This is a genomic window from Nocardioides sp. ChNu-153 (genome assembly GCF_030466625.1).
Taxonomy (GTDB): domain Bacteria; phylum Actinomycetota; class Actinomycetes; order Propionibacteriales; family Nocardioidaceae; genus Nocardioides.
In genome coordinates this window covers 645,859-658,885 of record NZ_JADEVT010000001.1, presented here as the reverse complement: position 1 = coordinate 658,885, position 13,027 = coordinate 645,859, and the positions used below count along the sequence as shown (strand labels likewise).

13 protein-coding genes are annotated in these 13,027 nt (G+C 73.0%); 3 read left to right on the top strand and 10 right to left on the bottom strand.

Annotation, left to right across the window (positions count from 1 at the left end; genetic code table 11):
* The first annotated feature begins 1 nt into the window (after window position 1).
* On the top strand, window positions 2-1,297 hold the full coding sequence (locus INN71_RS03340) for a DUF58 domain-containing protein (protein ID WP_301799561.1): 1,296 nt from the start codon (window positions 2-4) through the stop codon (window positions 1,295-1,297).
* A 58-nt stretch (window positions 1,298-1,355) separates the two neighbouring features.
* Here INN71_RS03340 and INN71_RS03335 read toward each other — a convergent pair whose 3' ends face one another.
* On the bottom strand, window positions 1,356-2,351 hold the full coding sequence (locus INN71_RS03335) for a stage II sporulation protein M (RefSeq protein ID WP_301799559.1): 996 nt from the start codon (window positions 2,349-2,351) through the stop codon (window positions 1,356-1,358).
* A gap of 34 nt (window positions 2,352-2,385) precedes the next feature.
* On the opposite strand from INN71_RS03335, the gene INN71_RS03330 reads away from it, so the two are divergent.
* Window positions 2,386-3,249, top strand: a complete 864-nt coding sequence (locus tag INN71_RS03330) for an RDD family protein (RefSeq protein WP_301799557.1) — start codon at window positions 2,386-2,388, stop codon at window positions 3,247-3,249.
* 54 nt (window positions 3,250-3,303) lie between these two features.
* On the opposite strand, the gene INN71_RS03325 is transcribed toward INN71_RS03330, so the two are convergent.
* From INN71_RS03325 to INN71_RS03290, 8 genes are all read right to left on the bottom strand, one after another.
* Complete coding sequence (locus INN71_RS03325; RefSeq protein ID WP_301799555.1) at window positions 3,304-4,482, bottom strand: S8 family peptidase; 1,179 nt, start codon at window positions 4,480-4,482, stop codon at window positions 3,304-3,306.
* A 171-nt stretch (window positions 4,483-4,653) separates the two neighbouring features.
* On the bottom strand, window positions 4,654-5,397 hold the full coding sequence (locus tag INN71_RS03320; protein WP_301799554.1) for a tRNA (guanosine(46)-N(7))-methyltransferase TrmB: 744 nt from the start codon (window positions 5,395-5,397) through the stop codon (window positions 4,654-4,656).
* A 116-nt stretch (window positions 5,398-5,513) separates the two neighbouring features.
* Window positions 5,514-6,707, bottom strand: coding sequence for an elongation factor Tu (tuf, locus tag INN71_RS03315; protein WP_277501376.1), 1,194 nt, complete (start codon window positions 6,705-6,707; stop codon window positions 5,514-5,516).
* A 76-nt stretch (window positions 6,708-6,783) separates the two neighbouring features.
* Window positions 6,784-8,898, bottom strand: a complete 2,115-nt coding sequence (gene fusA, locus INN71_RS03310) for an elongation factor G (RefSeq protein ID WP_301799552.1) — start codon at window positions 8,896-8,898, stop codon at window positions 6,784-6,786.
* An 83-nt stretch (window positions 8,899-8,981) separates the two neighbouring features.
* A complete protein-coding gene (gene rpsG, locus INN71_RS03305) occupies window positions 8,982-9,452 on the bottom strand; it encodes a 30S ribosomal protein S7 (protein WP_301799550.1) in 471 nt (156 codons plus the stop codon).
* Window positions 9,452-9,826: a 30S ribosomal protein S12 gene (gene rpsL, locus INN71_RS03300; protein WP_277501373.1), complete on the bottom strand. Its 375-nt coding sequence runs from the start codon at window positions 9,824-9,826 to the stop codon at window positions 9,452-9,454. Before rpsL ends, rpsG begins: the two co-directional genes overlap by 1 nt.
* Window positions 9,827-9,916: 90 nt before the next feature.
* Window positions 9,917-11,269, bottom strand: coding sequence for an MFS transporter (locus INN71_RS03295; protein ID WP_301799547.1), 1,353 nt, complete (start codon window positions 11,267-11,269; stop codon window positions 9,917-9,919).
* 43 nt (window positions 11,270-11,312) lie between these two features.
* The gene (locus tag INN71_RS03290; protein WP_301799545.1) at window positions 11,313-11,765 is read right to left on the bottom strand and encodes a MarR family winged helix-turn-helix transcriptional regulator; all 453 of its coding nucleotides are present in this window, start codon (window positions 11,763-11,765) and stop codon (window positions 11,313-11,315) included.
* An 83-nt stretch (window positions 11,766-11,848) separates the two neighbouring features.
* On the opposite strand from INN71_RS03290, the gene INN71_RS03285 reads away from it, so the two are divergent.
* Window positions 11,849-12,187 (top strand): DUF2530 domain-containing protein, encoded by a 339-nt coding sequence (locus tag INN71_RS03285; RefSeq protein ID WP_301799543.1) that lies wholly within the window; start codon window positions 11,849-11,851, stop codon window positions 12,185-12,187.
* 21 nt (window positions 12,188-12,208) lie between these two features.
* Here the strand turns inward: INN71_RS03285 and INN71_RS03280 are convergent, their stop codons facing one another.
* Window positions 12,209-13,018 (bottom strand): DUF3027 domain-containing protein, encoded by an 810-nt coding sequence (locus INN71_RS03280; protein ID WP_301799542.1) that lies wholly within the window; start codon window positions 13,016-13,018, stop codon window positions 12,209-12,211.
* Window positions 13,019-13,027 lie beyond the last annotated feature (9 nt).

The following is a 13,027-nucleotide window of genomic DNA, read 5'->3' as shown; positions in this document are numbered from 1 at the left end:
CGTGGCGATCAGCGGGCGCGTCCCGCTCCTCGTGCTCCTCGGCCTGGTGCCCGTGGTGCTGCGCCCGGGCATCGGCACCGTGTGGCTCTGGTTGGCCGTCGTGACGCTCGTCGTCGCGGCCGACTGGCTGCTCGCGCCGTCCCCGGGCGCGGTGGAGGTCACGCGGGTCGAGGACGGCGGCAGCATCCGCCTCGGCACGAGCACCCGCACCACGGTGGTCGTGCGCGGCACGGGCGCCCGCACGGTGCGCGGGCGGCTGCGCGACGCGTGGCAGCCCTCGGCCGGCGCACGCGGCAACCGTCACCGCTTCGTCCTGACCGGGCGCGACTCCGTGCGGCTCACCACGGCCCTGCACCCGGTGCGCCGCGGGGACCTGCGCTCGCTCGGCACCACCGTGCGGCTCGCGGGGCCCCTCGGCACGGCGTACCGCCAGCGGACGCTGGACGTGCCCGGCAGCGTGCGGGCGCTGCCCCCGTTCTCCTCGCGCAAGCACCTGCCGAGCCGGCTCGAGCGGCTGCGCGAGCTCGACGGTCGCTCGGCGCTGCGCGTGCGCGGCCAGGGCACCGAGTTCGACTCGCTGCGCGAGTACGTGCGGGGCGACGACGTGCGCTCCATCGACTGGCGGGCCAGCGCGCGCAGCCGCAACGTCGTCGTGCGCACCTGGCAGCCGGAGCGCGACCGGCGCGTCGTGCTCGTGCTCGACACCTCCCGCACGTCGGCCGGCCGGGTGGCCGACGTGCCGCGGCTCGACTCCGCGATGGACGCCGCCCTCCTGCTGGCCGCGCTCGCCGGGCGCGCCGGCGACCGCGTCGACTTCCTGGCCGGCGACCGGGTGGTACGGCGCCGCGTGCGCGCCACGGGCGGGGGCAGCGTCGTGCACGCCCTGTCGGAGGCCATGGCCGGCCTGGGCTCCGTCATCGCGGAGGCGGACTGGCGCGGCCTCGCCGGGGCGGTGCAGGACATGGGACGCCGGCGCGCGCTCGTCGTGCTCCTGACGCCGCTCGAGCCCGCGGCGGTGGAGGAGGGCCTGCTGCCCGTGCTGCCGACGCTCACCCGCCACCACCGGGTGGTCGTCGCCTCCGTGCGCGACCCCGCCCTCGACGCGCTCGCCGGCACCCGCGACGACGCGGGCGACGTCTACACGGCGGCCGCCGCCGAGCAGGCGATGGCGCGGCGCCGGGCCACGGCCGACCTGCTCGCGGCGCTCGGGGTGCACGTCGTCGACACCGACGCCGAACGCCTCGCCCCGGCGCTGGCCGACCACTACCTGTCGCTGAAGGCCCGCGGCCTCCTCTGACGCCGGTCTGCCTCTACCACCGGCCGGCCCTGGCACCGGTCGGGCCGGGTACGACGGCTCAGGCCGCGGTCGCGACGCGGGCGCCGCCGACGTCCTCGGCGACGTCCCCGTCGTACCCCTGCTCCACGGCGCGGCGCCCGAGCACGAAGACGTAGGCCAGGAAGACGGCCTCGGCGAGCACCCCGATGGCGATGCGCGCCGCCGTGGGCAGCGGCGACGGGGTGACGACGGCCTCGATCACGCCGGAGACCAGCAGCACGAGCACCAGCCCCAGGGCGACGGTCGCGGCCGTGCGGCCCTCGCGGGCCATCGAGCGGCCGCGGGTCAGGTCGCCGGGATCGACCCACGACCAGAACAGGCGCAGCCCGACCCCGCCGGCGACGAAGACGGCCGTCAGCTCGAGCAGGCCGTGCGGGAGGATCAGCCCCCAGAAGTGGCCGCCGTGGTCGGCGCGCGTCATGATCGCGCAGGCCATCGCGACGTTCACGACGTTGCTCAGCAGCAGGAACACGACGGGCACGCCCAGCACGCCGAGGGCGAGGCACAGGGCCGCGACCCACGCGTTGTTGATCCACACCCGCGCGCCGAAGCTCGCCGCCGCGTGCTCGCTGTAGTAGTTCTCGAAGTCCTCGTCGACGTACTGCTCGATCTCCCCCGGTGAGAGCAGGCTCTGCTCGACCACCGGGTTCTCCAGCAGCCACAGCACGGAGACGGCGAAGACGACGACGTTCACGGCGACCGTGGCCAGCCACCACCAGCGCAGGCGGTAGAGCGCCGCCGGGAAGCGGTGCGTGAGGAACTCCGCCACCGCGCGCCACGTCGTGGTGCGCGCCCCGCCCGCCCGGATCCGCGTGCGGGCCAGCAGCGCGGAGAGGAAGCCGACGACCTCCGCGTCCGGGGCGACGGCACGCACGACGGACAGCTGGGTGCCGACCCGGTCGTAGAGCTCCATGAGCTCGTCGACCTCGGCTCCCGAGAGGCGGCGGGCCCGCGACAGCTCGTCGAGGCGCTGCCACTCCCCCGCGTGCGTCACGGCGTAGGCGTCGAGGTCCACGCGCCCACCTTAGAGCGCCCTATGCTGGGCCGCGATGAGCACACGAGCGGCGGTCCGTCCCTGGCCGCGCGGCGCCCGGGTCGGCGACCCCGGTGACCACGCCGCCGTCGGCAGCGACGACGTCGTCACCGCGGAGGCCGTGGCCATCGAGGTGCCCGCCGCCGGCCTGGGCGTGCGGGTCGCGTCGGGCCTGCTCGACGGCCTGTGCGTCGTCGGGACGTTCGTGACCCTGACCATCCTCTTCTCGGTCGCGACGATCGGCACCGACGAGGCGCTCTTCGAGGCCGCGAGCATCCTGGCGCTCGTGCTCTCCTTCGTCGGCGCCCCGACCCTCGTCGAGACGCTCACCCGCGGGCGCAGCGTCGGCAAGCTCGCGCTCGGGCTGCGCACGGTGCGCGACGACGGCGGGCCGATCGCCTTCCCGCAGGCCTTCACCCGCGCGCTCGTCGGCGTCGTGGAGACCTACCTGCTGCTCGGCGCCCCGGCGTTCCTCACGGCCCTGCTCAGCCCGCGCGGCAAGCGGCTGGGCGACCACGCCGCGGGCACGTACGTCGCCCGCGAGCGCGTGCAGCTCGTGCTGCCCACGCCGCCGGCGATGCCCTGGCCCCTGCAGGAGTGGGCCCGCACCGCCGACGTCGCCGCGCCCCCACCGCACCTGGTGCTCGCGGCCCGGCAGTTCCTCGCCCGCGCCCACACCCTCGAGCCGCGCGCCCGCGAGGTGCTGGCCCTGCAGCTCGCCGACCGCCTCACGGCGTACGTCGCGCCGCTGCCCCCCGTGACCGCGCCGCCGGAGGCGTTCCTGTGCGCGGTGCTCGCCACGCGCCGCGAGCGGGACCTCGACCGGCTCGGCCGGGAGGCCCGGCTGCGCTCCCGCCTGCTGCAGCGTCGCCGCGGCTGACCCCGGGGGGTCCACCGCGGCGACGCCGGTCGTGCTCCTGTGGCGCCGGCGCGCTCAGGGGGTGTGCAGCAGCAGGTTCGGCGAGCCCGCCGTGCCCGTGACGACCCCCGGGGTCGCCGCGCCCAGCAACGCGTCGGTGACGGTCGCGGGGCTCGCCCCCGGGTCGCCCTCGAGGTAGAGCGCCGCGGCGCCCGCCACGTGCGGGGCGGCCATCGAGGTGCCGGAGATGGTGCGCACCCCGCCGCCCGTCCACGTCGAGGTGATGGCCTCGCCCGGGGCGATGACGTCGACGCAGCTGCCGTAGTTGGAGAAGTAGGCCAGCTCGTCGGCGTCGTTGCTCGCCGCCACCGTGAGGGCCGAGGCCGCGGCGGCCGGGGAGCTGCTGCAGGCGTCCGTCGACTCGTTGCCGGCGGCGACCGCGACGGTCACGCCCGCGTCGACCATGCGGTCGACCGCGGCGTCGGTCGCGCTGTCGGCCGGTCCCCCCAGGCTCATGTTGGCCACGCTCGCCCCGGTCGCGTCCGCCGCGACCCAGTCCATCCCGTCGATGACGCCGGCCGTCGAGCCCGAGCCGTCGCAGCCCAGCACCCGCACGGCCACCAGGTCGACCTCCTTCGCGACGCCGTACGTCGTGCTGCCGATCGTGCCGGCGACGTGCGTGCCGTGGCCCTGGCAGTCCTCCGTGCCGTTGCCGTCGCCGATCGTGTCGATGCCGGAGGTGACGCGCCCGCCCAGCTCGGGGTGGTCGGAGTCGATGCCGGTGTCGATCACGTACGCCGTCACGCCGGCCCCGGTCGCGTCGTACGTGTAGGTGCCGTCCAGCGGCAGGGCTGCCTGGTCGATGCGGTCCAGCCCCCACGTCGCGCCGGTCTGCGTGCCCGCGACCTCGACCTCCGCGGTCGTGACGATCGTGTCCGGCTGCACGAAGGCGACCGCGGGGTCGTCCCGCACGGCGTCGAGCTCGGCGGCCGTGAGGTCGGCGGCGTACCCCCCGAGGGCGTCGTACGTCGCGACGACCTCGCCCCCGTGGGCGGCGGCCCGCCGCTCCCCGGCCGCGGCGGTGGCGCCCTCCTCGAGCATCACGATGTAGCGGCCCTCGACGACGTCGCCCGACGCCGCGAGGAGGGGTGCGGCGTCGACGTCGGTGTCGGCAGCGGTGGCGGCAGTGGCCGCGGCGGACGTGGCGGTCGCCGCCAGCAGTCCGGCCAGAGCGGCGCGCGTGGTGGTGCGCATGGGTGTCCCCGATCCTCCGTGCGGTCGCGCGGACGCGACCGTCGTCAGCACCGTCCCGAGACGGACAGCGGCGCGACCCCCGAGCGGGTCACGCGGGATCGACCCTAGGCAGGGCCGCCGACGGGGTGGAACCCCGCAGCGGCCTTCCACATTTGACTCCGGGCCCGGCGCTCAGCCCCGGCGGCGGTAGGCGAGGTCGGTGATCGAGCGCTCGGCCGCGAGCCCCTTGCGCTCGAACTTCGTCACGGGACGGTCGGCCCAGCGCTCGACGACCCCGCCCTCCAGCAGCGGCTCCGCGTCCAGCACCACCCGCATCTGCTCGGCGTACTCCGCCCAGTCCGTCGCCAGCCGCCACGTGCCCCCCGCCCGCAGCCGGGAGGCGACCAGGGCCGCGTGGGGAGCCGTGACGAGGCGGCGCTTGTGGTGGCGGGCCTTGGGCCACGGGTCCGGGAAGAAGGTCCACACCTCGGCGAGCGACCCCTCCCCCAGCAGCGTGCCCAGGAACCACACGGCGTCGATGCTGCAGAAGCGCACGTTGGTCGCCCCGGCCTCCGCGACGAGCCCCAGGCCGTGGGCGACACCCGGACGCCACACCTCCAGCGCCAGCACGTCGTACGACGGCCGCTGCGCCGCGAGGGCCGCCGTGGCCTCGCCGATGCCCGAGCCGATCTCGACGACGAGCCCGTCGCGCTCCCCCGGGCCCCGGCCGAACCAGGCGTCGAGGTCGAACCCGTCGGCGTCGACCGCCTCGTCGGGGATCACCCACGCCTCGTGGTGGGCGTCCCAGGACTCCTGCTGGCTGGGGGTGAAGCGGCTGCCCCGGCGCGAGTAGGTGAGCACCTCGCGCACCCGGCGCCCCTCCTCGGTGACCTTGTGGTGCGGGCGAGCGGCGGCGACGGCGTGCTGGTCGGACATGGGGGCGATCCTCCCCCGACACCCGTGCCGGGGCGAAATGGCACGAGGCCCCGCTCCCTGGGGAGCGGGGCCTCGCGGTGCTGCCGTGCTGCGGTGCCGTCAGGAGACGGCGGTGATCACTTGGTGATCTTGGTGACGCGACCGGCGCCGACCGTGCGGCCACCCTCGCGGATGGCGAAGCGCAGGCCCTCGTCCATCGCGATGGGCTGGATGAGCTCGACGGCCATCTCGGTGTTGTCACCGGGCATGACCATCTCGGTGCCCTCGGGCAGCGTCACGACGCCCGTCACGTCCGTCGTGCGGAAGTAGAACTGCGGGCGGTAGTTGTTGAAGAACGGCGTGTGGCGGCCGCCCTCCTCCTTGCTCAGGATGTAGACCGACGCCTCGAAGTTCGTGTGCGGGGTGGTCGTGCCCGGCTTGATGACGACCATGCCGCGCTCGATGTCCTCGCGCTTCGTGCCGCGGAGCAGGAGACCGACGTTCTCGCCCGCCTGGCCCTCGTCGAGCAGCTTGCGGAACATCTCGACGCCCGTGACCGTCGACTTCTGCGCCTTCTCGCGGATGCCGATGATCTCGACCTCCTCGTTGACCTTCACGATGCCGCGCTCGATGCGGCCGGTGATGACCGTGCCGCGACCCGTGATGGTGAAGACGTCCTCGACCGGCATGAGGAACGGCTTGTCCGTCTCGCGCTCGGGGGTGGGGATGGCCTCGTCGACCGCGTCCATGAGCTCCATGATCGACTCGCCCCACTTGGCGTCGCCCTGCAGCGCCGGGAAGGCGGCCACGCGGACCACGGGGATGTCGTCGCCGGGGAACTCGTACTCGCTGAGGAGCTCGCGCACCTCCATCTCGACGAGCTCGATGAGCTCCTCGTCGTCGACCATGTCGCACTTGTTGAGCGCCACGACCAGGGCGGGCACGCCCACCTGGCGGGCGAGCAGCACGTGCTCACGCGTCTGCGGCATCGGGCCGTCGGTCGCCGCGACCACCAGGATGGCGCCGTCCATCTGCGCCGCACCGGTGATCATGTTCTTGATGTAGTCGGCGTGACCGGGGCAGTCGACGTGGGCGTAGTGACGACCCTCGGTCTGGTACTCGACGTGCGCGATCGAGATCGTGATGCCGCGCTGACGCTCCTCGGGAGCCTTGTCGATCTCGTCGAACGCGGAAGCCGCGTTCAGGTCCGGGTGCTTGTCGTGCAGGACCTTCGTGATCGCAGCCGTCAGCGTCGTCTTGCCGTGGTCGATGTGACCGATGGTGCCGATGTTGACGTGCGGCTTGGTCCGCTCGAACTTCGCCTTAGCCACTGGGGGCTCCTCCTGGTGTGGTTGTTACTTGACTCGTGGTGGTGGTGCGGTGTGCCGAGGATCCTGCAGGGAGCGGTTACTCGCCGCGGACCTTCTTGATGATCTCGTCGGCGACGTTCTGGGGAACCTCGGCGTACGAGTCGAACTCCATCGAGTACGACGCCTGACCGGAGGTCTTGGACCGCAGGTCGCCAACGTACCCGAACATCTCGGACAGCGGGACGAGGGCCGTGACGACCATGTCGCCGTGACGCTCCTCCTGCGTCTGGATCTGGCCGCGACGCGAGTTGATGTCGCCGATGACCGTGCCCAGGAACGTGTCGGGCGTGGTCACCTCCACGGCGAACATCGGCTCGAGCAGGACCGGCTTCGCCATGCGCGCCGCCTCCTTGAAGGCCGCGATGCCGGCGATCTTGAACGCGAGCTCCGAGGAGTCGACGTCGTGGTAGGCGCCGTCCTCCAGCGTGACCTTCACGTCCACCATCGGGTAGCCGGCGAGGACACCGAACTGCATGGCCTCCTGCGCACCCTGGTCCACCGACGGGATGTACTCGCGCGGCACGCGGCCACCCGAGACGGCGTTGACGAACTCGTAGCCGGCGCCGTGGCCCGTCTCCGGGTCGAGGCTGGGCTCGAGGGAGATGACGACCTTGGCGAACTGGCCGGAGCCACCCGTCTGCTTCTTGTGGGTGTAGCTGTGGTTCGCGACCTTGCGGCGCAGCGTCTCCCGGTAGGCCACCTGCGGCTTGCCGACGGTCGCCTCGACGCGGAACTCGCGCTTCATGCGGTCGACCAGCACGTCGAGGTGGAGCTCGCCCATGCCGGCGATGATCGTCTGGCCGGTCTCCTCGTCCGTCTTGACGGTGAAGGTGGGGTCCTCCTCCGACAGGCGCTGGATCGCGACGCCGAGCTTCTCCTGGTCGCTCTTCGTCTTCGGCTCGATGGCGACCTCGATCACCGGGGCCGGGAACGTCATCGACTCGAGGACGACCTGGTTGGCGGGGTCGCTGAGCGTCTCGCCGGTGGTCGTGTCCTTGAGGCCCATGACGGCCACGATCTGGCCGGCGCCGACCGACGCGATCTCCTCACGCTTGTTGGCGTGCATCTGGTAGACCTTGCCGATCCGCTCCTTGCGGCCCTTGACGGAGTTGACCACCGTCGCGCCGGCCTCGAGCTTGCCCGAGTAGACGCGGACGAAGGTCAGCTTGCCGAGGTGCGGGTCGGACGCGATCTTGAACGCCAGGCCGGAGAACGGCTCGTCGTCGGCGGGCTTGCGCTCGATGACGGTGTCCTCGTCGCCGGGCTTGTGGCCCTCGATGGCCTCGACGTCCAGCGGGGACGGGAGGTACTTGACGACCGCGTCGAGCAGGGGCTGCACGCCCTTGTTCTTGAACGCGGTGCCGGTGAGGACCGGGTTGAGCTTGTCGGCGAGCGTCGCGCGACGGATGGCGGCCTCGACCTCCTCCACGGAGAAGACGTCGCCCTCCTCGAGGTAGCGCTCCATGAGGTCGTCGTCGGTCTCGGCGAGCGTCTCGATCATCTTCTCGCGGTACTCCGCGGCCTGCTCGGCGAGGTCGGCGGGGATCTCCTCGACCGTGTAGTCCTCACCCATCGTGGTCTCGCCACGCCAGGTCAGGGCACGCATGCCGACGAGGTCCACGACGCCGATGAAGTCCTGCTCGGCGCCGATGGGCAGCTGCAGCACGAGGGGCGTGGAGTTGAGGCGCTCGACGATCATGTCGACGCAGCGGAAGAAGTCGGCACCGGTGCGGTCGAGCTTGTTGACGAAGCACATGCGGGGCACGGCGTACTTGTTCGCCTGGCGCCACACCGTCATGGACTGCGGCTCGACACCGGCGACGCCGTCGAACACCGCGACCGCGCCGTCGAGGACGCGCAGCGAGCGCTCGACCTCGACGGTGAAGTCCACGTGGCCCGGGGTGTCGATGATGTTGATCTGGTGGTTCTTCCACCAGCAGGTCGTCGCGGCGGACGTGATGGTGATGCCGCGCTCCTGCTCCTGCTCCATCCAGTCCATCGTGGCAGCGCCCTCGTGGACCTCACCGATCTTGTAGGTGATGCCGGTGTAGAACAGGATCCGCTCGGTGGTGGTGGTCTTGCCGGCGTCGATGTGCGCCATGATGCCGATGTTGCGGACCTTCGTGAGGTCCGTGGTGATGTCGACAGCCACTTGGGTCTGGTTCCTTAGAAAGTTCGGACTGGGTGGGTGGGCGCCGGGCGCCCGCCGTCAGGCGGGGCGCCCGGCGCGTGGGTTCACCAGCGGTAGTGCGCGAAGGCCTTGTTCGACTCGGCCATCTTGTGCGTGTCCTCGCGCTTCTTCACAGCGGCGCCGAGGCCGTTGCTCGCGTCGAGGATCTCGTTCATCAGCCGCTCGGACATCGTCTTCTCGCGACGGTCCTTCGCGTAGCCGACGAGCCAGCGCAGGGCCAGCGTCGTGCTGCGGTTCGGCTTGACCTCGATCGGCACCTGGTAGGTCGCACCGCCGACGCGGCGGGACTTGACCTCGATGGCCGGCTTGACGTTGTCGAGCGCGCGCTTCAGCGTGACGACCGGGTCGGTGCCGGTCTTCTCGCGAGCACCCTCGAGCGCCGTGTAGACGATGCGCTGCGCGACCTGCTTCTTGCCGTCCTGCAGCACCTTGCTCACCAGCTGCGACACCAGCGGCGACCCGTAGACCGGGTCGACGTCGACGGGACGCTTCGGGGCGGGACCCTTGCGCGGCATCAGCCCTTCTCCTTCTTCGCGCCGTAGCGGCTACGCGCCTGCTTGCGGTTCTTCACGGCCTGCGTGTCGAGCGCGCCGCGGATGATCTTGTAACGGACACCCGGGAGGTCCTTCACACGACCTCCACGCACGAGCACGATCGAGTGCTCCTGGAGGTTGTGGCCCTCGCCGGGGATGTAGGCGGTCACCTCGACCTGCGAGCTCAGACGCACACGCGCGACCTTGCGCAGCGCGGAGTTCGGCTTCTTCGGGGTGGTGGTGTAGACGCGCGTGCAGACGCCGCGGCGCTGGGGCGATCCCTTCAGGGCAGGCGTCTTGGTCTTCGACACCTTGTCCTGGCGGCCCTTGCGGACCAGCTGGTTGATGGTGGGCACCTGGTGGTTCCCTCTCTTGTCGCTCTCAGTACCCGGCGCTCTGCCGGGCACGGTGTGTTGCGGGTGGTGCTGCTCGATCCGGTGGTTGCCTCACGCCTGGCGACCGCCCGCTCCCACGGGGACGCTGCCCCCGCGGTCGGGCGTGTCGATCTGGTTTCCGGCACGCTCGACGGTCCGGCTGTGCCAGACACGAGGACCGAGGCTACCGGGTCGCCTCAGGGCGGTCAAAACAGGCCGGAGGTGCCCCAGGACGGCCAGCGAGACCAGGATCCCGACCAGCGTGACGGCGCCTCCGAGCACGAGGGTCCAGCGTGCGCCGTACTCCTCCCCCACCCACCCGATGAGGGGTGCGCCGACGGGTGTGCCGCCCATGAAGATCATCAGGTAGAGCGCCATCACGCGCCCGCGCAGCGCCGGGTCGGTGGCGATCTGCATGCGGGTGTTGGCGGCGGTGATCATGGTCAGCGCGGTGATGCCGAGCACCGGCGCGAACACGACGAACGACCAGTACGTCGGGAGCAGGCCCGCGACGACGACGGCCACGCTGAAGACGAGCCCGGCGCCCACCACCAGCCGCAGGCGCACCTGGGCCCGGCCGGCCGCCAGCAGCGCCCCGGTCAGCGAGCCGACCGCCACGGCCGAGCCGACGAGCCCGTAGGCCGCCGACTCGCGCCCGAACACCTCCGTGACCATGAGCGCGGAGGTGATGGAGAAGTTGAGCCCGAACGTGCCGGCGAAGAACACGACGGCCAGCACCAGCATCAGGTCGCGGCGACCCCGCACGTAGCGCAGGCCCTCCCGCAGCGCGCCCTTGCGCCGCCCCGTCACCGAGGCGCTGTGCAGCGCCGCGCCGTCGAGCCGGCCGAGGACCGCGATGACCGGCAGGTAGGACACCGCGTTGATGAGGATGACCCAGCCCGTGCCCACCACGCCGCCACCGAGCGCCGCGATCATCACGCCGGCCAACGCCGGTCCGACGAGCCGCGCGGCGTTGAACGACGCCGAGTTGAGGCCCACCGCGTTCGTCAGGTCGTCCTCGTCGACGATCTCGCTCACGAACGACTGCCGCGCCGGGGCGTCGAAGGCCGTGCCCACGCCGAACAGGAACGCCAACGTGTAGACGTGCCACACCTCGACCGTCCCGGTCACCGCGAGCACGCCGAGCGCCGCCGACGGCACCGCCATCATCAGCTGCGTGACCTGCAGCAGGCGTCGCTTGGGCACGCGGTCGGCGACCACCCCGGCGTACGGCGAGAGCAGCAGCATCGGCAGGAACTGCAGGGCCGTGGTGATGCCGAGGGCGGTGGCGCCGTTGGCGGCGATCGCCAGCACGAGCCAGTCCTGGGCGACGCGCTGCATCCAGGTGCCGGTGTTGGAGACGATGCCGCCGGCGGCGTAGAGGCGGTAGTTCGGGTTCCGCAACGAGCGGAAGGTGGGGCTCACTCGGTGGGCGCTCCTGTCGTCGGTGGGCGGGGGTCGGGGGGTCTCAGTCCTGCACGGCGAGCCGCGCGAGGATCGGTACGGCGGCCCGCAGCGTCGCGCGCTCGGCCGGCGTCAGCGCCCGCAGCTCGCGCGCCAGCCACTCGTCGCGCCGGCGCCGGTCGGCGAGCACCAGCTCGCGGCCCGCGTCGGTCAGCGACACCAGCACGAGGCGGCCGTCGCGCTCGTCGGAGCGCCGGGCCACGTAGCCGCGCTCCTCGAGCTTGCGCACCGCCCGCGTCATCGACGGCGGCTGGACCTTCTCGAAGGCCGCCAGCTCGCCGACGCTCGCCTCGCCGTGGCGGTGCAGCGCACCGAGCACGCCCATGACCCCGATGCCGAGGTCGTTGGCGGGGTCGCGCTCGTTGGCGAGGCGACGGCGCAGGCGCATGACCGCGACGCGGAGCTCGGCGGCGAGGCCGGCGTCCGTGCGGGCGACGCGTTCGGTGGTGGGGGGCATGTCACCGAGCGTAACTCGTTACCTCGGGTAACTATTCCGCCGGCCGACCGGGGGCCGGCCCGGCGTCGTCTAGGGTGACCGGCGTGGAGCTCCGCGACGACCAGCCGACGCAGCACGAGATCGGTCGGCGCACCTACGCCGTCGCCGACGTCGAGCCGCTCGACGTCGACGGCGTGCGCACCGTCGAGATCGGCTGCGTGCTGTGGGCCGTGGCCTTCGTCGGCCTGCTGCCCTTCTACTCCCGCCTGTCCGCGGAGGGCGCGGGCTGGGTGCTGTGGACCTGCCTGACCGGCCTGGGGCTCGGGCTGCTGGGCCTGGAGTACTGCCGCCGGCGGCGCCGGGCCCGCACCGAGGCCGCCGAGGCCGCCGGTGTCGGGGAGACCGGGGACCCGCTGGGTCCCGGGGCGGGGCCGGCGGCCTGAGCCGCTCAGCGCCCCGGACCCTCAGAAGCGCTCGAGGTCCTCGAGGGTGATCGTGTCCACCACGGGGTCCGGCAGCGGGGCGGGCAGGTGCTTCTTCGCGATCTGCACCTCGGAGTGGGCGCCGCACCCGTGGTCGAGGGAGACCACGCGGCCGTCGTCGTTGGCGTTCGCGTTCGCGCACACGCCGAACATCTCCGAGAGCGGGCCGGCGAGACGCACGAGGAAGCCGCAGGTCGTGCAGGCCGCGGGCGCCGACGCCGCGAGCGGCGTCGCGGGGCCGCCGTCCCCGTCGTACCAGCGCTGGGCCGCCAGGTCGCGGCCCTCGGGCGACAGGGTGCGCACCCGGCCGAGGCCGAGCTCGCGCGCGACGCGCCGCACCTGGGTGCGGGTGTCGTCGTCGATCGGGTCGTCGCCGAAGGAGTACGTCGGCACGAGGCGCGGGTCGTCGTCGTCGACGGGCAGCAGGTCGCCGGGGCCGAGGTCGCCGGGGCGGACGCGCTCGCGCCACGGCACCCACGGCGGCGCCACGATCGCCTCGTCGCCCGGGGTCAGCACGACCTCGTCGACGGTGGCGGTGCGCTGGCGCGAGGCGCGGGCGACCGTGACCGACCAGTGCCAGCCGCGGTAGCCGGGGCGCAGGCAGGCGAAGGCGTGGGTGGCGACGCGGTCGCCCTCCGCGTGGCAGCCGAGGTGGTCCCCGACGTCGGCGGCGTCGACCTGCTCCAGCAGGGCGGCACGGGCGACGTCGACGGCGCGGGCCAGCGTGGAGTCGACGCCCGCGGGCGCGGCGGCGGCGACCGTCGTCGTGGCCGTCGTCGTAGTGGGAGTCACGGGCCCGAT